19 protein-coding genes and 1 other RNA gene are annotated in these 21,877 nt (G+C 71.1%); 8 read left to right on the top strand and 12 right to left on the bottom strand.

The annotated features are described in order from the left end of the window. Positions 1 to 44 precede the first annotated feature (44 nt). Positions 45 to 1,121, top strand: coding sequence for a Zn-dependent alcohol dehydrogenase (locus ACFWI9_RS13910; RefSeq protein WP_387161681.1), 1,077 nt, complete (start codon positions 45 to 47; stop codon positions 1,119 to 1,121). 11 nt (positions 1,122 to 1,132) lie between these two features. Beyond that, the gene (locus ACFWI9_RS13905) at positions 1,133 to 2,080 is read left to right on the top strand and encodes a 3-oxoacyl-ACP reductase (protein ID WP_387161679.1); all 948 of its coding nucleotides are present in this window, start codon (positions 1,133 to 1,135) and stop codon (positions 2,078 to 2,080) included. Between the two features lie 82 nt (positions 2,081 to 2,162). On the opposite strand, the gene ACFWI9_RS13900 is transcribed toward ACFWI9_RS13905, so the two are convergent. Then, positions 2,163 to 2,336, bottom strand: coding sequence for a hypothetical protein (locus tag ACFWI9_RS13900; protein ID WP_387161678.1), 174 nt, complete (start codon positions 2,334 to 2,336; stop codon positions 2,163 to 2,165). A gap of 98 nt (positions 2,337 to 2,434) precedes the next feature. Then, positions 2,435 to 3,691, bottom strand: a complete 1,257-nt coding sequence (locus ACFWI9_RS13895; RefSeq protein WP_387161677.1) for a hypothetical protein — start codon at positions 3,689 to 3,691, stop codon at positions 2,435 to 2,437. Positions 3,692 to 3,887: 196 nt separating this feature from the next. On the opposite strand from ACFWI9_RS13895, the gene ACFWI9_RS13890 reads away from it, so the two are divergent. The 3 genes from ACFWI9_RS13890 to ACFWI9_RS13880 are packed head-to-tail and all read left to right on the top strand — an operon-like array spanning position 3,888 to position 6,807. Continuing rightward, positions 3,888 to 4,721, top strand: a complete 834-nt coding sequence (locus ACFWI9_RS13890) for a Nif3-like dinuclear metal center hexameric protein (RefSeq protein ID WP_387161676.1) — start codon at positions 3,888 to 3,890, stop codon at positions 4,719 to 4,721. Then, complete coding sequence (locus tag ACFWI9_RS13885) at positions 4,718 to 5,461, top strand: zinc ribbon domain-containing protein (protein WP_387161722.1); 744 nt, start codon at positions 4,718 to 4,720, stop codon at positions 5,459 to 5,461. Before ACFWI9_RS13890 ends, ACFWI9_RS13885 begins: the two co-directional genes overlap by 4 nt. 14 nt (positions 5,462 to 5,475) lie before the next feature. Then, positions 5,476 to 6,807: a bifunctional RNase H/acid phosphatase gene (locus tag ACFWI9_RS13880; RefSeq protein ID WP_387161720.1), complete on the top strand. Its 1,332-nt coding sequence runs from the start codon at positions 5,476 to 5,478 to the stop codon at positions 6,805 to 6,807. 79 nt (positions 6,808 to 6,886) lie between these two features. Here ACFWI9_RS13880 and yaaA read toward each other — a convergent pair whose 3' ends face one another. The 3 genes from yaaA to ACFWI9_RS13865 all read right to left on the bottom strand — a co-directional run bounded on the left by yaaA (position 6,887) and on the right by ACFWI9_RS13865 (position 9,364). Continuing rightward, positions 6,887 to 7,690 (bottom strand): peroxide stress protein YaaA, encoded by an 804-nt coding sequence (yaaA, locus tag ACFWI9_RS13875; protein WP_387161674.1) that lies wholly within the window; start codon positions 7,688 to 7,690, stop codon positions 6,887 to 6,889. A gap of 76 nt (positions 7,691 to 7,766) precedes the next feature. After that, entirely contained in the window at positions 7,767 to 8,597 is an 831-nt protein-coding gene (locus ACFWI9_RS13870; RefSeq protein WP_387161673.1) for a hypothetical protein, read from the bottom strand. Then, positions 8,594 to 9,364, bottom strand: a complete 771-nt coding sequence (locus ACFWI9_RS13865) for a MerR family transcriptional regulator (protein ID WP_387161671.1) — start codon at positions 9,362 to 9,364, stop codon at positions 8,594 to 8,596. Before ACFWI9_RS13865 ends, ACFWI9_RS13870 begins: the two co-directional genes overlap by 4 nt. 184 nt (positions 9,365 to 9,548) lie before the next feature. On the opposite strand from ACFWI9_RS13865, the gene ACFWI9_RS13860 reads away from it, so the two are divergent. Both ACFWI9_RS13860 and rnpB read left to right on the top strand, forming a co-directional pair. Further along, positions 9,549 to 10,127, top strand: a complete 579-nt coding sequence (locus ACFWI9_RS13860) for a Uma2 family endonuclease (RefSeq protein ID WP_387161669.1) — start codon at positions 9,549 to 9,551, stop codon at positions 10,125 to 10,127. A gap of 58 nt (positions 10,128 to 10,185) precedes the next feature. After that, positions 10,186 to 10,588, top strand: an RNA gene (gene rnpB / locus ACFWI9_RS13855) — RNase P RNA component class A. A 310-nt stretch (positions 10,589 to 10,898) separates the two neighbouring features. Here rnpB and ACFWI9_RS13850 read toward each other — a convergent pair. The 4 genes from ACFWI9_RS13850 to ACFWI9_RS13835 all read right to left on the bottom strand — a co-directional run bounded on the left by ACFWI9_RS13850 (position 10,899) and on the right by ACFWI9_RS13835 (position 17,135). Next, complete coding sequence (locus ACFWI9_RS13850; protein WP_387161667.1) at positions 10,899 to 11,897, bottom strand: IPT/TIG domain-containing protein; 999 nt, start codon at positions 11,895 to 11,897, stop codon at positions 10,899 to 10,901. 158 nt (positions 11,898 to 12,055) lie between these two features. Next, positions 12,056 to 12,844: an IPT/TIG domain-containing protein gene (locus ACFWI9_RS13845; protein ID WP_387161666.1), complete on the bottom strand. Its 789-nt coding sequence runs from the start codon at positions 12,842 to 12,844 to the stop codon at positions 12,056 to 12,058. A gap of 935 nt (positions 12,845 to 13,779) precedes the next feature. Continuing rightward, positions 13,780 to 16,014 carry an FG-GAP repeat domain-containing protein gene (locus tag ACFWI9_RS13840; protein WP_387161664.1) on the bottom strand — a complete coding sequence of 745 codons (2,235 nt, stop codon included), beginning with the start codon at positions 16,012 to 16,014 and terminating at the stop codon, positions 13,780 to 13,782. A 128-nt stretch (positions 16,015 to 16,142) separates the two neighbouring features. Next, entirely contained in the window at positions 16,143 to 17,135 is a 993-nt protein-coding gene (locus ACFWI9_RS13835) for a GlxA family transcriptional regulator (RefSeq protein WP_387161662.1), read from the bottom strand. Between the two features lie 74 nt (positions 17,136 to 17,209). Between ACFWI9_RS13835 and ACFWI9_RS13830 the strand changes: the two genes are divergently transcribed. Then, positions 17,210 to 17,797, top strand: coding sequence for a cysteine hydrolase family protein (locus tag ACFWI9_RS13830; RefSeq protein WP_387161661.1), 588 nt, complete (start codon positions 17,210 to 17,212; stop codon positions 17,795 to 17,797). 141 nt (positions 17,798 to 17,938) lie between these two features. Here ACFWI9_RS13830 and ACFWI9_RS13825 read toward each other — a convergent pair whose 3' ends face one another. The 3 genes from ACFWI9_RS13825 to ACFWI9_RS13815 all read right to left on the bottom strand — a co-directional run bounded on the left by ACFWI9_RS13825 (position 17,939) and on the right by ACFWI9_RS13815 (position 21,640). Continuing rightward, positions 17,939 to 19,798 (bottom strand): glycoside hydrolase family 15 protein, encoded by a 1,860-nt coding sequence (locus tag ACFWI9_RS13825; protein ID WP_387161659.1) that lies wholly within the window; start codon positions 19,796 to 19,798, stop codon positions 17,939 to 17,941. A 97-nt stretch (positions 19,799 to 19,895) separates the two neighbouring features. Beyond that, positions 19,896 to 20,810, bottom strand: a complete 915-nt coding sequence (locus ACFWI9_RS13820; RefSeq protein WP_387161657.1) for a PhzF family phenazine biosynthesis protein — start codon at positions 20,808 to 20,810, stop codon at positions 19,896 to 19,898. A gap of 53 nt (positions 20,811 to 20,863) precedes the next feature. Further along, complete coding sequence (locus ACFWI9_RS13815) at positions 20,864 to 21,640, bottom strand: SDR family oxidoreductase (protein WP_387161655.1); 777 nt, start codon at positions 21,638 to 21,640, stop codon at positions 20,864 to 20,866. Between the last annotated feature and the right edge of the window lie 237 nt (positions 21,641 to 21,877).

Raw genomic sequence — 21,877 nt, 5'->3', positions numbered from 1 at the left:
GGATTCTCCTCTGGAACTCCGGCCCTCCTGAAGGGAGCCGCACCATGCGCGCAGCCGTACTGCACGAGATCGGCCAGGACAAACTCGAAGTCCTCGACGACATAGAGACGGTGGGTTTTGGCCCCGGCAAGGTGAAGATCCGGATCAGGGCCACCGGGCTGTGCCACTCGGACATCTCCGCGATGAACGGAGTCCTTCCGCAGCCCGCCCCCTTCATCCCCGGTCACGAGGGCGCGGGCGAGATCACCGACATCGGTGACGGGGTGACCGGACTCAAGCAGGGCGACCGGGTGCTGATGTGCTGGCTGCCCGCCTGCGGCAGCTGCCCCGCCTGCAAGCGCGGCCAGAGCCAGCTCTGCCTGGCCGGGTTCATGAACGCCGGGACCCCCAACTTCCGCCGCCCCGGCGGCGATGTCTTCGGCTTCGCCGGCACCGGCACCTTCGCCGAAGAGCTCGTGGTCGACGCGGGCTGCGCTGTGCCGATACCGGATGACGTGCCGTACGACATCGCCGCCCTCATCGGCTGCGGGGTCACCACCGGACTCGGCGCGGCCATCAACACCGCGCAGGTGACGGCCGGGTCGTCAGTCGCCGTGATCGGCTGCGGCGGTGTCGGCATCTCCACGATCCAGGGCGCCCGGGTGCGCGGCGCCGCGCAGATCATCGCCGTCGACCCGGTGGAGTCCCGGCGGGAGGCGGCCCTGAGGTTCGGCGCCACGGAGGCGGTCGCCCCGGACGCGCTAGGTGACGCCAAGCAGCGGATCACCGGCGGCGAGGGCTTCGACTACGTCTTCGAGGTCGTCGGAAAGTCGGCCACGGCCAGGACCGCGTACGAGACCACCCGGCGCGGCGGCACGCTGTGCATCGTGGGCGCCGGGGCGATGGACGACTTCCTCCAACTCAACATGTTCGAGCTGTTCTTCGACGAGAAGCGCATCCTGCCGTCGATGTACGGCGGCGGGGACGTGCTCCACTCGTACGAGCGCGCCATCGCACTGTGGCGGGCGGGCCGGATCGACCTGGAGTCGCTGATCACCCACCGGGTGCAGCTGCCGGAGATCAACGAGGCGCTGAACCAGATGCGTACGGGCGAGGCCTTGCGTACCTGCATCGAGCTGTGAGGGGCGGACCGGTGGACCTTCCCCTGGACGGCCTCGCGGCCGTCGTCACGGGCGCAGGACGCGGCCTCGGCCGCGCCGAGGCGCTGGAGCTGGCCCGGCTCGGCGCGAGCGTCGTCGTCAACGACTACGGTCAGCCGGGACGTGACGGCTCCGGCGAGGCGTCGGCCGCTCCCGCCGAGTCCGTCGCGGCGGAGATCCGTGCGATGGGCGGACAGGCGGTGGCGCACCTCGGTGACGTCGCGGACCACGGAACGGCCCGCGACCTGATCGGCCTGGCGATCAGCGCGTACGGAAAGCTGGACATCCTGGTCAACAACGCGGGCATCCTGCGGGACCGGATGGTGTTCTCGATGAGCGAGGACGAGTGGGACTCGGTGATCAGGGTCCACCTCAAGGGCCACTTCAACACCACCCATTTCGCCGCGGCCCACTGGCGCGAACGCTCCAAGGCGACCGGGTCGGGTGCCCCGGTGTACGGCAGGATCGTCAACACCTCGTCCGAGGCGTTCCTCGCGGGCTCCGCGGGCCAGCCCAACTACGCGGCGGCGAAAGGCGGCATCGTCGGCCTGACGACCTCCACCGCACTGGCCCTGGCCAAGTACGGGGTCACGGTCAACGCGATCTGCCCCCGTGCCCGCACCCGTATGACGGAGGATGTCTTCGCCGGATTCGCCGAACCGGACGAAGGCCGCCTCGACCCCCTGGCCCCCGAGCACGTCGCCCCGCTTGTCGGCTATCTGGCCTCCCCGTCCGCGTCCCGGGTCAACGGCCAACTCCTGGTGGTCCATGGCGGAATGGTCGCGGTGGTCGAACGTCCCAGGGTGGCGGCGCAGTTCGACTCGGCGAAGGAGACGTTCTCGTACGAGGAACTGGACGGACTGCTGTCCCCGTACTACGAGTCCAGGGAGGGCGAGACGTTCGCGTCGGCGGAGGTACTGGGGCTCAAGCGGGAGCAGTGACAGCCCGCTGGGCCACCAACGCGGTGGGGGCCGTCAGGGCCGGTGGGACACCACCGGTCGTTGACGACCCCCACCGCTCTGCTTACGCCGACTCGCCTCCCGAGGGGCGGCGATGGCGGCCGTGTGCCGGAGTCGTGGAGTCCTCCGAAGCCGCCGCGCCCCCTCGGTGCTTTCCGGCGGCGCCGCCTGATTCGGCCTGGTTCGCGGCCGTGCCCTGCGGTCGCGCCTGGGCCGGGTCGGTTCGGGCTTCAGACATGTGGGAAGTCACCCCGTCGATCATCGCTGGTGTCCTGTCGCAGGGAACCTCACCGTCCGCGTCCGGGCAGTGCGGCTGCGTAGCCCCTGGCCGAAAGTCTAACCAGGGGTCAGACGCCCCACGAGAGCCGCCTGCTGAAGCGGTACGGGCTTGCAAGCGGACGCACCCGCACCGGTCGCGTCGCCCCCGTGACGCTCCCCACCTGCGGATTCCGCGTGCGTCGTCGGGGTGGAACCGGTCGGCGCCCCGACGGAGTCCGGTAGCTCCGGCATCGGCACCCGGGCGACCGAGCAAGGCGTCTGAGGGGTCGCGCAGGGCAGTCGCAGCTCGCCTTGCCGGGTCCACATCCCGGCCCCGGGCAACCAGCCGTCCGGGGCCGCGATCTGGACCATCCGGCGGGCCGCCGGGCGCCATACGCCCAGCCAACTGCCCGCCGCTCCGTCGATCCGCAGCGCCACCGCGCAGTTCTCCGGACTGAGGACCTGGCCCGGCTGGATCGCGAATGGTGTCACCGCCGCGTCCGCCAGCCGCAGGCACTCGGGGAACCGCACCGGCCGCCGGCTGCCGAGCACGCCCCAGCCAAGCCGGTCGTGGCCCGCCGCGTCCGAGCGGATCAGCAGCAGCCCGCTCTCCGGGTCCGCGAGCAGCAGCCGGTCGTTGCTGTCCTCCGCGATCTGGAGCAGCGGGGTCACCTCACCGCCGCGCTCCAGGTCCACCGTCACCGTCTTGGTGACCCCGCCCAGCTCCTGGTCGAGCGCGAGTATGCGGCCCCCGCGGTCCAGCCACACCCCGCCCGAGCAGTGCCCTGGCACCTCGGCGACCCGTACGGCGCCGAACGCCCCGCCCGCCACCCGCCATACCGCCGTCGTCCCCTCGCCCGAAGCAGTCGAAGCACCCGAGGCGCTCGTAGTCCTCGAAGCGTCCGGAGCCAGCGCGTAGACGCAGTTGCCGTCCGGGGACGGAGGCAGCAGGGTCATCGCCGACGAGTCGGCCACCCCGAGGAGCAGTTCCCCGGTGCCCGGCCCCGTGGGGTACAGCAGCGAGAAAGCCTGCCGCCCCGCGATCCGCCGCCGGATCAGCACCCGCCCGTCGGCCATCGGCGCCACTTCGGAGTCCGGCTCCTCGGGCTGTCCGAGGGGAAGCGCGACGGTGTACGGCTCGGGCCCGTCGAGCGTCCACCGCTCGACGTACCGGGCCTCTCCCGTCCCCGCGAGACGCGCCGCGTAGCAGCCGTCCGCGCTGAGCGTGAACCGGGTCTCCGGGAGCCGTACGGCCTTGTCGGGCTCGAAAGCGAGCCCGAAACCGCGCCCGGATCCGTCCCCGGATACCGCTTCCTCGATGGCACACGCTGTCATCGGTTGGTCACCTCCACGCAACCGACGCTAGTTTTCGCACTTCCACCCGAACAATGCGTGAGCGCTCTCTTCACACATACGTGTGGCCGTATTTCGGTTCGCCTGAGCGCGTCGGGAAGGTTGTGCTGCGCACCTCGTTCACGGCCGGAACCAGCCGCAGAACCGCTGACCCCAGGGGGCGGGTAGCCTTGCACCCGTGCCCCGTCTGTCTGAAGTCATCGCCGCGCTCGACGCCCTCTGGCCCCCTGAGCGGGCCGAACAATGGGACGCCGTCGGCACGGTCTGCGGAGACCCCGACACCGACGTGACCAGGGTCCTGTTCGCCGTCGACCCGGTCCAGGAGATCGCCGACGAGGCGATCGAGCTCGGCGCGGACCTGATCGTCGCCCACCACCCGCTCTATCTGCGCGGTACGACGACGGTCGCCGCGTCCCACTTCAAGGGCCGGGTCGTGCACAGCCTCATCAAGCACGACATCGCCCTGCACGTCGCGCACACCAACGCCGACACCGCCGACCCCGGGGTCTCCGACGCCCTCGCCGGCGCGCTCGACCTCCGGGTCACCGGACCGCTCGACCCCGAAACCGGGCTCGGCCGCATCTGCGAGCTCGACCACCCGGAAACCCTGCGGGAGTTCGCCGCGCGCGCAGCCAAGCGGCTGCCCGCCACGGCCCAGGGCATCCGGGTCGCCGGAAACCTCGACGCCACCGTGCGCCGGGTCGCCGTCAGCGGCGGTTCGGGCGACAGCCTGTTCGACCTCGTGAGGGCATCGGGCGTGGACGCGTACCTCACCGCCGACCTGCGCCACCACCCGGCATCCGAGGCCGTACAGCACTCGGCCCAGTCGGCCCAGTCGGCGCTTGGCCTGATCGACGCCGCCCACTGGGCCACCGAATGGCCCTGGTGTGAGCAGGCCGCCGCCCAGCTCGACGAGATCTCCGACCGCCACGGCTGGGACCTGCGGGTCCATGTCTCGAAGACGGTCACCGACCCCTGGTCCGCCCACCACAACTCTGGAGCCCCCAACTGAACGCCGCGCCCGCCGACCAGATCCGACTCCTCGACGTCCAGGCTCTCGACGTACGGCTGTCCCAGCTCGCCCACAAGCGCAAGTCGCTGCCCGAGCACGCCGAGCTGGAGTCGCTGAACAAGGACCTCATCCAGCTGCGCGACCTGCTCGTCGCCGCGCAGACGGAGGAGGGCGACTGCGCCCGCGAGCAGACCAAGGCCGAGCAGGACGTGGACCAGGTGCGCCAGCGCTCCGCCCGCGACCAGCAGCGGCTCGACTCGGGCGCGATCACCTCGCCGAAGGACCTGGAGAACCTCCAGAAGGAGATCGTCTCGCTCGCCAAGCGGCAGGGCGACCTCGAAGACGTCGTCCTGGAGGTCATGGAGCGCCGCGAGTCCGCCCAGGAGCGGGTCTCCGAGCTGACCGACCGGGTCTCGTCGGTGCAGGCCAGGGTGGACGACGCGACCGCCCGCCGGGACGCGGCCTTCGGGGAGATCGACACCGAGGCCGCGTCCGTCGGCAAGGAGCGCGAGGTCGTCGCCGGGACCGTGCCCGCCGACCTGATGAAGCTGTACGAGAAGCTGCGCGGCCAGCAGGGCGGGGTCGGCGCGGCCCGGCTCTACCAGCGCCGCTGCGAGGGCTGCCACATCGAGCTCAACATCACCGAGCTCAACGAGGTGCGGGCCGCAGCGCCCGACGCCGTCACGCGCTGCGAGAACTGCCGCCGCATCCTTGTCCGCACCCCGGAGTCCGGCCTCTGATGGGTGAGCCTCTGATGCGCGAGCTGATCGTCGAGGCGGACGGCGGCTCCCGGGGCAACCCGGGTCCCGCCGGATACGGCGCGGCCGTACTCGACCCGGTGACGGGTGAGACGCTCGCGGAGCGCGCCGAGTACATCGGGGTCGCGACCAACAACGTCGCCGAGTACCGCGGGCTGATCGCGGGCCTCATGGCGGCGAGGGAACTCGCCCCCGGGGCGTCGGTGCGGGTCCGGATGGACTCCAAGCTGGTCGTGGAGCAGATGTCCGGGCGCTGGAAGATCAAGCACCCCGGCATGAAGCCGCTCGCCGCCGAGGCGGCGCGGATCTTTCCTGCCGGGCAGGTCCGCTACGAGTGGATCCCGCGCGAGAGGAACAAGCACGCGGACCGGCTCGCCAACGAGGCGATGGACGCGGGCAAGCGGGGCCGGCAGTGGGAGCCCTCCGCCTCGAGTGCCGTGCTCGCCTCCGGAGCGGCTTCCGGCACCGACGCGGACGCGGCCCGGATCGTCGGCGACGCGGCGGCGGGTGCGGCGAAGGCACGGGCGGCGCTGGCGGGGCTGCCGGGGCGGGGTGACGCGGGTGCTGCCGCGACCGCCGGCACGGGTGTCGCCGTGGCCGCGCGCACGGACGCGGTCCGTACGGCGCCGGTCGACGCGGTGCGCACAGCCCCGGCTGACGCGGACGAGGACGCTCCGGCCGTCGGCTGGGGGCCCGCGGACCTGGGGCCGCCGGCCACCTTCGTGCTGCTGCGGCACGGCGAGACGCCGCTGACCCCCGAAAAGCGCTTCTCGGGCAGCGGCGGTACCGACCCTGAGCTGTCCGAGGCCGGACTGCGCCAGGCCGAGGCGGCGGCGACGGCGTTCGCCGCGCGCGGCAGGATCCAGCACATCGTCTCGTCACCGATGGTCCGCTGCCGTCAGACGGCAGCGGCGGTGGGTGCCCGCCTCGGACTCGACGTGCGGGTGGACGAGGGCCTGCGTGAGGCTGACTTCGGTGCCTGGGAGGGCCTGACCTTCGCGGAGGTCCGCGAGCGGTACCCCGACGACCTCGATGCCTGGCTCGCCTCACCGAAGGCGGCCCCCACGGGTGGCGGCGAGAGCTTCGCCACCGTCGGCCGCCGCGTCGCCGCGACCCGGGACCGCCTGGTGGCGGAGTACCAAGGGCGCACGGTCCTTCTCGTCACCCACGTGACCCCGATCAAGCAACTGGTGAGGCTGGCCCTCGGGGCGCCCCCGGAGGCGCTGTTCCGGATGGAGCTGGACGCGGCGTCGCTGTCGGCGGTGTCGTACTACGCGGACGGCAACGCGTCGGTGCGTCTCCTGAACGAGACCTCGCACCTGCGCTGACGGGTTCCGCACGCCGTGGTGCCCCGCCCCCTCGTGTGCCCGTCGCACGGGGGGCGGGGGACCACGGGTGCGGTTGCGCTCAGTGGATCTCGGTCACGACGACGTCGAGGGCCCACGGCTTCCCGGCTCTCGCGGGAGCCTCCGCCTCCACCGTGTAGCCGAGGTCCCGCAAGGCCTCCACCAGCGCGGCGGGGTCCTTCGGCACGGCGGTGCCGGACTCCAGCAGGGCGCGCACGATGCGGCCCTTCGTCGCCTTGTTGAAGTGGGAGACGACCGAGCGCTTCTCCACCCCGTCCACCACCTGCGAGTGCAGCACCCGCACTGTCGCGGTGCGCCCCGCGAGCTCGCCCTTGGGGCGCCAGGCCGCCGTGTACGCCGACGACCGCATGTCCAGGACCAGCCCGTCCCCCGCGGCCTCGGGCAGCACCGAGGCCATCGGGGTCCGCCAGTACGCGCCCAGGGCCCCGAGTCCCGGCAGTTTCACGCCCATCGAGCAGCGGTACGAGGGGATCCGGTCGTCGATGTGGACCGCGCCCCACAGGCCGGAGAAGACCAGCAGCGACCTGCGGGCACGGCGGCGCGCCGCCGGGTCGAGGGTGGCGAGGCCGAGGGCGTCGTAGAGCACGCCGGTGTAGATCTCCCCGGCCGGACGCGCCCCGGCCGTCGCAAGTCCGGCGTTCTTCGCGATCTCCCCGCGCAGGCCCTCGCTGAGGCCCAGTACGTCCCGGGCCTTCTCCTCGTCGGCCCGGCACAGCTCGACCAGCTCACCGAGCACTGCCGCTCGCGCCTCGGCCAGTCCGGGCAGCGACAGGGTTTCCGGCTTCAGCGGCGCCCCACGGCCGGAAGCGGCCTTGCCCTCCGACGGCGGCAACAGCACAAGCACGGTGGTTCTCCTCTTGGTACGTACACGACGGGGCGGGGGTGCGGCCCCCGGCCAGGGTAGTCGTGCCCCGTACCGCTCATACCGGGGTGCGGTCCGTGCGGTCGGTGCGGCCCATGTGAGCCGTGCGAGCCCGGGTCAGGGCGGCGAGCAGCGCGCGGGCGTCGTCGGCGTGGCAGCGCACGGTGTGGACCCGGCGTTCCCGGCCGAGCAGCCCGACGGAGGTGACGGGCTCGGAGAGCTCCAGAGTGAGGGAGGTCTGAGCGCCGACGGCGAGGTTGAGCACGCCTTCCTCCTTCTTGTCGTGGGAGAAGAGCAGCTCGTACGAGACCGTGGCGATGCTTTCCAGCGGAATGCGTATGTCGACATGGGCGGCCTGGCGCAGCCGCAGAGTGTCCGCGCTGAGTACATGCGGACGGGCGGCGGACGCGGCGTACAGCCCGAGCATGAAGGCGACGGTGTACACGTCGAGTACGAGCACGATCTCGTGGACGACCGGCACGTCAGCGAGGAGAAACGACATCCCCACGGTCTCGACCACACAGACGAAGGTGAAACCGAGCAGCAGGGCGGCCCCGTCACGGGCGTGGCCGAACGCCTGGTCGTCCGGGCCGACTCCGTCCCGCCGCCGCGCGGCCCACAGGACGAGGCTCCACATCAGCCGCAGCTCGTGCCCAATGAGCCGCAGCACGGCACGGGGGACCAGCTCCTCGACGCACTCACGGGAGGTGCGGCCCTCGCGGCGCAGCCTCACGAAGGCGGCGGCTTCGGTCAGGAGGAGCAGCAGCACGACCACCTCGGCCGCGACCAGCACGGGTGCGGGCGGCCGGGTTCCGGCCACCAGGCAGACCATGAGCACCAGTTCGCCGGGGAGCACCGTGTAGGCGATCCCTCTGAGCAGCCGCGTCACCGGGTCCGCTCCATGACCAGGTGCAGAGCGCGGCGTACGACGGCGGCCTGGGCGGGGGAGAAGTCGGCGTACAGCGCGTCCATGAACCCGCCCTCCGGGACGTGGGTCATCTCCGCCGTGAGCTCGTCGGGCATGACATCCGCCAGCGCCTGCGCCGCCTGCTCCACACGCGGGTCGTCGGGCTCGGCGTCCGCGAGCGCGTCGAGCAGCGCGTACACCTCGTACACGCGGTCCACAACTCCCGGCGCCTCGGTCAGCCGCCGCATGGCCCCCACCAGCTGTTCGCGCCCGTCGCCGGGGGTGGCGGTGTCCAGCAGGGCGAGGATCTCCCGGTCCTTGGCGGCCATCGCCGAGGCGGGCCGCCCGGCCATGGCCTCGTCCACGTTCGCGAACAGCGCTGTCAACTCCGGCGACAGCGGACCATCGGCCGTCAGCCGCCCGGCCCGCGCCTGCGCCAGCAGCAATCCCAGCCGCCGCCGACGCTCGCCGAGCTGCTCCTGCTGCCGCGCGAGATCCTCGTCCAGCTCCTCCAGCACCTCCACCAGCTCCCGCCCGGCGTCGTCCGCGATGACATCCCGTACCTCGTCGAGCCCGAGCCCCAGCTCGGTCAGCCGCCGGATCCTGGCCAGCAGCACGGCGTCGCGCACGGAGTAGTCCCGGTAGCCGTTGGCCTGCCGCACGGGCTCGGGCAGCAGGCCCTGATGGTGGTAGTGCCGTACCGCCCGAGGGGTGACCCCGATGAGCGCGGCGATCTCTCCGATTCGCATGGGCCCAGTAGAAACCCTGACGCTGCGGCAAGGTCAATAAGCGAGGCTGCCACAGACGGGGTCGGTGGCGAACGGCCCCGGGGCCGGTGATGGTGTGCCACGATCGAGGGAACCAGTCCCCTTCTCACGAACGGCGGGTGCGGCGATGTCCCAGTCTGGCGAGCGACCGAGGAAGGAGCGCGACATGACTGCCATGCCGCATGAACCGCTCACGCAGGCGGACGTCCTGCTGGAGGGCTTCCTGGCGCTGGACACGCCGGAGGGCTTCCGCGCGGAGCTGATCGAGGGGGACATCGCTGTGACACCGCCGCCGGACGGGGACCACGAGGACTACATCAGTCTGATCGTGAAGCAGGTGATCAGGCGTTCACACACCGACATGGACTTCTCAGGACACAAGGGCCTCAGGCTGAGGAGCGCGCCCGACTGCTCCAGGGACCATGTCATCCCCGACGGGACGTTCGCGCCCACGGAACTGCGTCTGTTCCGCGGCGCCGACCCGTGGATGCCCGCCGACGGCGTAGCCATGGTCATGGAGGTGACCTCCACCCGCCCGCACCGGGACCGTGAGGCCAAGCGCCGCTCGTACGCACGGGCCGACATCCCGCTGTACCTGCTGATCGACCGCGACAAGTCAGAGCTCACGCTCTTCAGCGATCCCGACGGAGGTGACTACCTCCAGCAGCGCACGATCCACTTCGGCAAGGTGCTGAGTCTCCCCGAGCCCTTCGCCTTCGAGCTGGACACCGCCGAGTTCCTCTGAGGCTGTCCCGGCGTCTCCGGTCTCAAGGGTTGCCCGCTACCATGGTCACCACGGCAGACGAGCCGGGCGGACGGCCGCGTGGGGCCCCTTCGGGGAGTCTCCCGAGGAACGTCCGGGCTCCACAGGGCAGGGTGGTGGCTAACGGCCACCCGGGGTGACCCGCGGGACAGTGCCACAGAAAGCAAACCGCCGGGGACCTCGGTCCCCGGTAAGGGTGAAACGGTGGTGTAAGAGACCACCAGTGCTCAGGGTGACCTGGGCAGCTAGGTAAACCCCACCCGGAGCAAGGTCAAGAGGGAGCGCCTCGGCGCTCCTGCGCGGACGATCGAGGGCTGCCCGCCCGAGTTCGCGGGTAGACCGCACGAGGCCGGTGGCAACACCGGCCCTAGATGGATGGCCGTCTCCCCGGCGACCGCGAGGTCTCCGGGTGACAGAACCCGGCGTACAGCCCGACTCGTCTGCCCCCTTAAGGTTCTGACCTGGGCTTTCCCCTAGATTCCTTGATCCGGCTCATCGCTGGGGAGAATCAGAGTCCGGCGAGATCGGGAGAGTGGTAGGCGGCGCCATCCAAGCGCCCAACGCGGCCAGCGCCCGCTTCCCGGAGGGGACGGGCTCGGCGGCGCCAAGACTCGGGCGTATCCGGCTGCGACCTGAATGGCCGTCACCGCGGCGGAGCGACTGGGTCGCGGCCGCCGCGGGGCCGACCGGTGCCTGGCCGTCACCCGTCTCGTGCGTGCGAGGGCGGGGCAGTGGTTCGGGTGACGTACTGGCTCAAGCGACGTACTGGTACGGGATGCCTGGGCTGGTGCCCGCCGGGGTGCGCACGACAACCGTCGCCGCTCCCGGAATCCCTGCGGGGGCGATGGCGACGACCTGGGTGTTGGAGACCGCGGTGAAGGGCACCGGAACGCCCGCGAAGCGCACTTCGTCGGCATAGGTCAGGTTGCTGCCGGTGATGGTGACGACGGTTCCGCCGAGAGAGGGACCCGATGAGGGGTCGAGGCTGCTGAGGGACGGGTTCGCGAGGTAGGTGTAGTAGGCGTCTCCCAGCCCGTTGGTGCTGGTGCCGCCCGGGGTGGTGACGGTGACGGCCACGGTGCCCGATCCGCTGGGGGCCAGTGCGGTGACCTCGGTGTCGGAGTCGATGCTGATGCCGGCGGCCGTACCGGCTCCGAAGCGGACGGTGCTGGTGAGAGTCAGGTTGCTGCCGGTGATGGTGACGGAGTTTCCGCCGGCGAGGGGGCCCTTGTCCGGGCTGACCGTGCTGATGACCGGAGGCGCGATGTGGAAGTAGGGCAATGGATTGCTGACACCGCCCGGCGTGGTGACCGTGACGTCGGCGGGGGCGGCCGGCCCCGCCGGCGCGGTGACGGTGACCTGGGTGGAGGAGTTGCCGATGATGACGGCCGGACTCGAGTCGAACTTCACCGCGGTGGCCCCTGACAGGGCACTGCCGATGAGGGTGACCGTGTTTCCCCCCGAGGTCGGCCCCCGGCCGGGTGTCAGGGAGCTGAGTACCGGGGTCGCGATGTAGGTGTAGGCGACGCCGTTGCTCGTGCCCGACGTCGCGACGACCGTGACGTTGACCGTCCCGGAGCCCATCGGCGACGTGGCGGTGATCTGGCTGGTGTTGATCACCATGAACGCGGCCGGGACGGTTCCGAACCTCACCGCGGTGACCCCGGTGAAGCCGCTGCCGTTGATTGTCACCGCGGTCCCTCCCGCGGCCGGTCCCGTGTTGGGATTGAGACTGCTCACTACCGGAGCCATGAGACCTGTTCCTTCCTGTGCTCCTCAGAATGCTGCGCCCTGGCTGACGTGTGTCGGCCAGGGCGCAGCGGGTTCACACTCGGCGGTCATCAGGTCGTGCCCGACCGGCCGGGGAGGTACTGACGACCCGTTGGCGCTGAGCCGGCGGGGCCGGGAGATCAGATGACGGTGAACACGTCACCGGCGACGATCGCGGTCTGGCCGCCCGGAGTGGTCGCCCGGACGTCGTATGTGCCCGTGGCGAGCCCCGGTGGGACGGTGGCGACCAGTGTCGTGTCGGAGAAGCTCGAGAAGTCGGCGCCGACCGCGGCACCGCCGCCCGTGGGGGTGAAGGTCACGCTGCTGACATCCACCAGGTTCGTTCCGGTGACAGTGGTGTCCGAGCCGACCGGACCTGAGGTGGGAGCCAGGCTGGTGACGGTCGGGGCGTCGTAGTAGGTGTACTGGGTGGGGGCGCCGAGAGAGATGCTGGTGCCTCCGGCGGTGGTGACGGTGCAGTCCACCGTGTCGAAGGTGGCACCGCCGAAGGCGCCGTGCGCGGGGCAGGTGACGGTCAGTTCGCTGTCCGACAGGACCGTCAGCGCGGTGCCGGCGCCCACGGCGCCGAACGTCACCCCGGTCGCGGTCAGCAGGCCGCTGCCGTAGACACTCAGGGAAGTGGCTGTCGCCGGACCGTTGTTGGCGCTGAGGCCGGTGGGTGCCGGGGGATCGATATAGAAGAACGACAGCGAATTGCTAGTCGAAGTTCCCGCGCTGACACTGACGTTGACCTGGCCGGGGCACAGCACCGGGATGACGACGGTGACGGTGGTGGCGCCGACCGTGGCGGGGTTGATCTTCTTCGTTCCGAAGTTCACCTTGGTCGTACCCGACAGGCCCGTGCCGGTGAGGGTGAGGGTGATTCCGTTGTGGCTCTGGGTGGGTGTCAGTGAGGTGAGAGTTGCCATGACGGGTCTCCTTGAGCTCGTTGTGCTCCCGTGGTAGGAGGCGTGCGGCTGACCGGGTGTGGTGCGAGTCCGCGGCTTCACGGCATGTCCCGGGCGATTGCGGCGGGATGTGAAGCCGGGTGGTGGAACCGATGGGCTGCCACAGCGCTTCGAGCGTGCGCAGCGGGGCCGACGGCGGTAGGCGAGTGGGGCGTCACGAAGCCGTGAGGCAGGAGTCGTACGGTGGAACGGTCCGCGTCTCGCCGGGATGGTCTGCTGGTCCTCGCGCAGGGGACCGGCCACCCGGAGCGAATCGCCGACGGATCGAATGATCCTGACGGATCGGAGATCCAGCCGATCGGTCGATCTAGGCGGTCCGTCTCGCCTGAATCTGATTCAACCCGATGAATGCCATCACCAACAGAGCGTATTCGGAGCATCAGAGACTTATGTGATTGTCATGCTAACTTCGAATGCATCTATTTGTGCGCGGGGGTGCGCCGCTGTTCCGCCCTTGCGTGTATTCGCTCTCCAGTGAGCGAGAATCGCCAGGCCTTTCCTCCTTTGCTGCCCTGCTCTGTATTGAGCCCCTGAGCTGCGCATCTGTCCAGGGTTCGGGTCCTGTCATCGGAGGCGTCCGCGGTGGATTCGGCGAATTCACGCCCTGTGGCACGCCGCTTTTGCCGGTGTTTATGAACTCGAAATCAGCCACCCGTTGTCGGCCGCGGACGATGTCCGGTCTGGTTGGCCGATACTCCCATTCGGGGTTCGGCCGGACCGGGTCAACCCACGCTCGTGACTCGGGCGGATCCGCGAATGGGTGCGTGACCGCAAGCCGGGTGGCTGGACGACGGTCCGTCACCCCGCGTCCGCCGGCGGCGCCGAGGCGACGGTCACCGTCCTTCCGGCGCCCGAGACCGGGTTGACGCCGCCGACGGGTGGGGGCGGGCCGCCGGTCAGGAGAGGGTGCGGTCGGCCCAACCAGAGCCGACGCGGACCCGGTTGCCGAAGGTGCCCTGGCCGGTGCCCGGGTTGAGCCAGGCCGTGCCGTCGGTGTCGATCGAGAGCAGGTCTGCCTTGGTGTCGCCGTTCAGGTCGGCGGCGCCGAGGACCTGGCGGTAGGACTTGCCCCAGTCACGGAAGACCAGGACGCGGTCGGCGAGTCTGCCGGTGCCGGTGCCGTTGTAGCGCCACAGTTCGCCGGAGCCGTCGAGGGCAAGCACGTCCCCGTGCCCGTCGCCGTTGAGGTCTCCGGCGCCGATCACCCGGGTGTAGCTCTTCCATGCGGAACGGATCTTGACGCGGGAGGCGAATCCCGCGCTGCCGTCGCCCTTGTACAGGTAGATGTCTCCGGTCGCGGCCGAGCGGGCCAGCAGGTCGGTGCGGCCGTCGCCGGTCAGGTCGCCGGGGGTGGTGAGGACGTCGTAGCCGCGCCAGTCGCCGCCGGCCTTCCTGTACGGGGAGTTCGGCGCGGGCAGCCGGCCCGCCGGGGTCTGGTACATGCGCGCCTCGCCCGTGGGCAGCACGGCGAGGACGTCGTTGAGGCGGTCCCCGTTCAGGTCGCCGAAGCCGGTGAACCGGGTGCCGGCGGGCCAGCCGGTGGTGACCGCGCCGCTGTGCACGGTGCCCGCGGCGAGGTGGCCGGCGGCGTCGCCGTCGTAGCGGGTCAGGGTGGTGCCGGTCAGGGCGAGCAGGTCGGCGCGGCGGTCGTCGCCGTAGTCCCGGGCACGGGGCAGCGCGCGGCTGGTGCCGGAGACGGTGTGCAGCGGTCCGCCGACAGCGGAGGTGTCGGACCAGAGCGCTGTTGGGCGGGTGCCCGCGACCGTGACGGCGCCGCCGACGGTCCGGGTGCCGGTGGTGGTGGCCAGCGTCTTGGGGGCCGACCAACCACCGCGGGTGCGGAAGCCGGACACGAAGCGGTACTTGCCGTTGCCGATGGACACGGCCCACGCGGCGTGCACGGTGCCGTCGGTGGCGATACCGGAGCTGACGGCGTTGCCGGTCGAGCCGAGGGGGCGGCGGGCGTCGGCCTGCTCGACGGCGCCCCAGGAGCCGGTGCCGGCGGCGCGGGTGGTGGAGACCACCGCCTTGCCCGTGGCTCCGACGAGGGTGACGTCGCCGTTCGGGGCGGTCAGCGGACGGGGCAGGGCGCGGGGGGCGTACCAGCCGGTGAGCCCGGTCTGCTCGGGGGCGCTCCACGTGTCACCGGAGCCGGCCTTGCGGGCGAAGCGGACTGGGCCGCCGGAGCTCGCCCACAGGAGAGTGAGGCCGCCGGCCGGATCGGCGTCGAGGCGGAGGGCACCGGGCTGGGTGCCGGTGAGGGGGGACAGGGCCTCGGCGGGGCCCCACGTGGTCGCGCCGGCCTTCCGCTCCATGATCCGGGAGTGGTACGAGGGTCCGTCCGGGGACACGGAGCCCCCTTCGCCGTGGCGGTCGCCGAGATTCCACGCGATGGCCGCGTTGCCCGCCTTGTCGATGGCGGCATGCAACCCGGTCAGGTAGACCTCCCAGTCCTCGTCCACGGCTTCGCTCGTGACCGTGTCGAACACGGTGGACGCGGACCAGGCGCCGCCGGGAGCCGGACGCTCGGACATACGCATTTCGACGCCGCCCGGGATCCTTTCGGCCCAGACGGCGGTGAGGCGGCCGGTGGCGCTGCCGAAGACCAGCGGATGCTCGGTCCGGGCGGAGAGGGTGGCGACGGTCGTCGGGGTGGACCAGAGGGTGGCGCCGGGGGCCAGGGTGGCGGCCTTCAGCAGGTTCCTTCCCTCCGGGAGGCGTTCGAGCCAGTAGGCGACGAAGGAGCCGTCGGCCTGCGGGACGAGGGCGCTGCGGTAGTCGGCCGCGGTGGACAGGGTCCTGGGCGCGGCCCAGGCGGTGGCGCCCGCCGGGCGGATCTGGACGGTGAGCCGGCGGACCTCCGCAGTCTGCGCCGGGTCCTGCGGCTGGTCGCGCAAGGCGACGAGGGCACCATCGGGGCGGGCCTGCAGGTCCAGGACGCCGTGCTGGTCGGCGGGGGCGAGCTCGGTGGCCGTGCTCCAGACTCCGGGCTGTACGGGATCGGTGGCCACCGCGGCCGTACCGGGCGCGGTGCCCGCGTTCGGCGCGGAAGCCGCTTCGATGGACAGCGCCCCCACCAGGCTTCCGCTCAGCGCGAGTGCGAAAGCACCTCTGATGACGTGCGTGCTCATGATCCGGCCCCCCAGGTCAAGATTTGATGATCAAATCTTGTGTGGATCTTATATGGCCGCAGTGACGCTCAGGCTTGGAGCCGGACGCTGCCGCCGTCCCGTCCGCGGAGGGTCGTGGCGGCCTGCGGTCAGCGCCGCTGTGCAGGGGGCGGTTGCTCGGCGAAGGAGATGCGGTAGGCGCGTGGGCTGGTCGCCAGGCGGGATGTGAAGTGCTGGCGCATGGTGACCTCGCTGCCGAAGCCGCACCGGCGGGCGACCTCCGGCATGGGCAGGTCGGTGCGTTCGAGGAGTTTCTGGGCTGCCGCGATGCGGCGGTCCAGAAGCCAGCGCAGGGGGGTGGTTCCGGTGACCGCCGCGAAGTGCCGGGCGAAGGAGCGCGGCGACATCCCTGCGCGCGCGGCGAGTGAGGTAACGGTGAGCGGCTCGTCGAGATGTGCCAGGGCATAGGCGCGTACCTCGGCAAGCGCGTCCGCGTCGCGGTGGGTGTGCGGGGTCGGGTGCTCGATGAACTGGGCTTGGGTGCCGGTCCTGAACGGTGCCGTGACCATGGAGCGGGCGACAGTCGCCGCCGCCTCCGCGCCGTGCGCGGCGCGCACCAGATGCAGGCACAGGTCGATGCCGGCGGCGGTGCCGGCGGAGGTCCACAGATTGCCGTCCTCGATGAACAGGGCGTCCGGCTCGACCCGGACCCGGGGGTGGCGTGCCCGCAGCAGGTCGGTCAGTGCCCAGTGGGTCAGCGCCCGGCGGCCGTCGAGCAGCCCCGCCTGGGCGAGTGTGAAGGCGCCGCCGCACAGCGCGGCGATGGTGGTGCCCCGGGCATGGGCGCGGCGCAGTGCCCCGAGGACCGGCTCGGGTGCCGGGGTGGCCTGGTCGTCCAGGCCCGGCACCAGGATCAGCTCGGCGCGGGGCAGCCAGGCGAGGGTGCGGTCCGGAGTGAGCGCCAGCCCGCCGTGCATCGGTACGGGTTCAGGGCCTGCGGCCACCCGGCGCAGCTCGAAGGCGGGCACCCCGCGGTCGGTTCGGTCCGCGCCCCACACCTCGGTGATCACCGAGACGTCGAAAGCCCGGATGCCGGGGAAGGCGAGCAGGGCGATGCGGTGGGTCGGTACCGGTCGGGTCATCCTGGCAGTAAACCATCGATCGCTGTCTTCTTGCCTTCTGTGAGCGAGTCCGGAGGGGAGGCAGGATCGTGGTCATGGAGATCACGCAGAACGCGGCGCTGGTAGTGGTGGACGTGCAGAAGGGCTTCGACGAGTCGGAGTTCTGGGGAGCGCGCAACAACCCGGCCGCGGACGAGAACATCGCCTCGCTGATCGCGGCCTGGCAGGACACGGACCGGCCGGTCGTCTTCGTACGGCACGACTCGGAGCACCCCGGCTCGCCGTTGCGGACCGGATACGAGGGCAACGACTTCAAGGAGTACGTCGAGGAGAGGCGCGGCAAGGGCGGCGGGCCGGAACTGCTCGTCACCAAGTGCGTGAACTCGGCGTTCTACGGCACCCCCGACCTCGCCGAGTGGTTCGAGGCGGTGGGCATCACCCAGGTCGTGCTGGCCGGTATCCAGACCAACATGTGTGTGGAGACCACCGCCCGCATGGGCGGCAACCTCGGCTATGACGTGCTGGTCGCCCTCGACGCCACCCATACCTTCGATCTGGCGGGCCCGGACGGCTGGCACCTGACGGCCGAAGAACTGGCCCGGGCCAGTGCCGTCTCGCTGCACGGCGGCGGTTTCGCCCGGGTGGTGGCGACCGGCGAGCTGCTGACCGCGGTCCGCTCCTGAGCGCCGGCGAGGAGTCCGCCGCCGATCGAAGCCGCCGCCGATCGAAGCCGTAGCCGGTCGAAGCCGCCGCCGCCGAGGCTGTCGCCGGTGGGGCGGCTCCGGCCCGTTTCAGGGGGCCGGAACACCACCCGGCTGGGCCCGTCAGCCCAGCGCCTTGTCCAGGTTGAATGCCGCGCTGATCAGCGAGAGATGCGTGAACGCCTGCGGGAAGTTGCCGTTCTGCTCGCCCGTGCGGCCGATCTCCTCGGCGTACAGGCCCAGATGGTTCGCGTACGTCAGCATCTTCTCGAATGCCAGCCGGGCGTCGTCCAGTCGGCCGGCGCGGGTGAGGGCCTCGACGTACCAGAACGAGCAGATCGAGAAGGTGCCCTCCTCGCCGCGCAGACCGTCAGGGCTGGCCTGGGGGTCGTAGCGGTAGACCAGGGAGTCGGAGACCAGTTCGTCGCCCAGTGCGTCCAGGGTGGAGAGCCACTTCGGGTCGGTCGGCGAGATGAACTTGCTGAGCGGCATCATCAGCACCGAGGCGTCGAGTACGTCGCTGCCCTCGTGCTGGACGAACGCCTTGCGTTCGGCGGACCAGCCGCGGTCCATGATCCGGCGGTAGACGCGGTCGCGTGACGCGCCCCAGCGGGCCAGGTCGGCGGGCAGGCCCCGGCGGCGGGCGATACGCATGGCGCGTTCGATCGCCACCCAGCACATCAGGCGTGAGTAGAGGAAGTTCTTACGTCCGCCGCGGGTCTCCCATACGCCCTCGTCGGGCTGGTCCCAGTGCTCGCAGACCCAGTCGACCAGCTCGCAGACGGTGTCCCAGTGGGCACTGGAGATCGGTTCGCCCCACTTGTCGTACAGGTAGATCGAATCGACCAGCGCCCCGTAGATGTCGAGCTGGAGCTGGTCGACGGCGCTGTTGCCGATCCTGACCGGGGCGGAGCCCAGATAGCCCTCGAGGTGCGGCACCTCCAGCTCCGGCAACTCCTTGCGGCCGTCGACCCCGTACATGATCTGCAGGGGACCGGCGGCGGACCGCGAGACGCAGACATGGTCGGTCAGGAAGCCCATGAAGGCCCGCGCCTCGTCGGTGAAGCCCAGCCGCAGCATGGCGTAGGCGCAGAAGGCGGCGTCGCGGATCCAGACGTAGCGGTAGTCCCAGTTGCGCTCGCCGCCGATCTGCTCCGGCAGGCTGGTGGTCGGGGCCGCCACGATGGCGCCGGTCGGGGCGTAGGTGAGCAGCTTGAGGGTCAGGGCCGAGCGGTGGACCATCTCGCGCCAGCGTCCCCGGTAGCGGGACTTCGACAGCCACTGCCGCCAGTAGCGGACCGTGGAGTCAAACAACTGCTCGGCCTCGGCCACGGCGCAGCCGCGCGGCTCGACCGGTCCGCCGACCCGGTCCAGCGCGAACACGGCGGTCTCGCCCTCGCTCAGCTTGAACAGCGACCACACATCCCGGCCGTCGCTCTCCACCGGCACACTGGCCGTGAGCGCGAGGCTGAAGGCGGGCGACTCGAAGACCGGGCAGCCGCCGTCCGTGCGTACGGTGTGCTGCTGGGCCCCGTAGCCGAAGCGGGGCGCCACGACGGCGCGGAACGGCAGGGTGCCGCGTACGCAGACCACCCGGCGGATCAGCCGGTGGCGGTCCGCCTCCACGCCGTCGTCGGTGACCGGCATGAAGTCCTGGACCTCGCCCACCCCGTCCTCCGCGAAGAAGCGGGTGATCAGCACATTGGTGTCGGGGAAGTAGAACTGCTTGGTCCTGACGGGTACGTCCGGGGCGAGTTCGAAGCAGCCGCCCCGCTCGGCGTCCAGGATCGACGCGAAGACACTCGGCGCGTCGAAGCGGCCGCAGCAGTACCAGTCGATGGTGCCGTTGGTGCCCACCAGGGCGGCGCTGCGCAGGTCGCCGATCAGACCGTGCTCGGAGATCGGCAGATAGCGGGGGGAGTCCCTTCGGGCCGGGGCACTTCTGCGTGCTTCAGTCACGGGTCCTCCTCCGCCTGGCGACATACACCCCCGTATCCCCCTATTCCCCCCATTCGTACTATTCGAGCATTCTCATAGTAGGCCGGGCGGCGGTGCGTGCCCTGGTGGGCGTCGAGACAGGTCAGCCGATACGCGCTCCCGTGCCCCCGACACGGACCCGCGGGTCCCCGGGGCGCAGCGTCACCGTGAGCACGCCGGGGCGGCCCAGGTCCTCGCCCTGGTGGAGGGTGAGGATGGTGTCCTCCGCCGCGTCGCCAGGGAACAGCCCCAGCTCGCGGGCGTACGCGCCGAAAGCGGCGGCCGCCGCGCCCGTCGCCGGGTCCTCGACCACGCCGCCGACCGGGAACGGGTCGCGGACATGGAACACATCGGCCGACTCCCGCCACACCAGCTGCAAGGTCACCAGGTCCAGGCGCCGCATCAGGGCCGCGAGGCGGTCGAAGTCATACGCGAGGTCCGCGAGACGGGCGCGGGTCGCCGCTGCGAGCACCAGATGGCGCGCTCCCGCGTAGGCGATACGCGGCGGCAGGGCCGGGTCCAGGTCGGCGGACGGCCAGTCGAGCGCCGCCAGCGCCTCGGCCAGATCGGCGTCGGCGATCTCCTCGATCTTCGGCTCGACGCTGGTGAGCGTGGCCCGCAGCGCCCCGCCCTCGTCCTCGGCCACCGTCACCGGGACGGTCCCCGCCCTGGTCGCGAACACCAGCTCACCCGGACCGGTCCGCTCGGCCAGCGCGATGGCCGTGGCGACGGTGGCGTGCCCGCAGAACGGCACCTCGACCTGGGGGCTGAAATAGCGGATGGTGTAGGCCCGTATACCGGATGTGCCGTCGGTGGGGGCTGTGCCGCCACCGGCCAGCTCCTCGGGCGGCGGGGTCAGGAACGCGGACTCCGAATAGCCGAGCTCTGCGGCGATCCGCAGCATGTCGGTGTCGTCCAGGCCGGTGGCGTCCAGCATCACACCAGCCGGGTTCCCGCCCTCGGGGTCGGCGGAGAACGCCGTGTAGCGCAGTACTTCCTGGTTATGCGTTGTCGTCATGTGGAGGGAACCGCGTGTGATCACCGGATGTTCCCGCGCCGTCGCGGTGGATGTCAGCCGCGCCCGATATAGGGCATGTTGGTCGCCATGACCGTCGCGAACTGCACGTTCGCCTCCAGCGGCAGCTCCGCCATATGCAGCACCGTCCGCGCCACGTCCGCCACGTCCATCACCGGCTCGACCGCAGTACGCCCGTCGGCCTGGAGGATCCCGGTCCGCATGCCCTGGGTCATGTCGGTCGCGGCGTTGCCGATGTCGATCTGACCGCAGGCGATCCGGTAGGCGCGCCCGTCCAGGGACAGCGACTTGGTCAGGCCGGTGATCGCGTGCTTGGTCGCCGTGTACGCCGCCGACATAGGGCGCGGCACATGGGCGGAGACGGATCCGTTGTTGATGATCCGGCCGCCCCGCGGATCCTGCTCCTTCATGACGCGGAACGCGGCCTGGGCGCACAGGAACGCCCCGTTGAGGTTGGTGTCCACGACCGAACGCCATGTCTCGTACGGGAGTTCATCGACCGGCACGCCGCTCGCGCCGAACGTGCCCGCGTTGTTGAACAGCAGGTCCACCCCGCCGAAACTGTCCCGGGCCGCCGTGAACAAGCCCGCGACGGCTTCCGGTGAGGTGACATCGGTCGGGACGCAGAGCACGTTCACCGCGTCCGACCGGGACGCGGAGGCGGCCATCGCCGCCGTCTCCTCCAGCGGTTCCGCCCGCCGTCCCGCCAGCGCGACCGACCAGCCCGACGCCGCGAGCGCCAGCGCGACACTGCGGCCGATGCCCGAACCCGCGCCGGTGACCACGGCACTCTTCCGCCTCGCGTCGTCCATGAGCCCGCAGCGTACGTCAGCGTGCGCGCGTCGCGGGGCGCACACCCACCCGAAACCGGGTGGTTCGTATCGACGGACCAACTGAGAACATGGGGGCGATTTCATGGAAAGAGCGCGACAGGAGCCTTGGATGTCGGAAAACGAGCGCGGTGTCGTGGCTGCGCGGCGGGTGGGGTTCCTGGTGACGCTGGTGCTGGGCGGGCTGACCGCGCTGCCGCCGCTGTCCATGGACATGTA

The organism is Streptomyces sp. NPDC127084, assembly GCF_042724175.1.
Taxonomy (GTDB): domain Bacteria; phylum Actinomycetota; class Actinomycetes; order Streptomycetales; family Streptomycetaceae; genus Streptomyces.
This window is presented reverse-complemented; position numbering and strand designations above follow the sequence as displayed.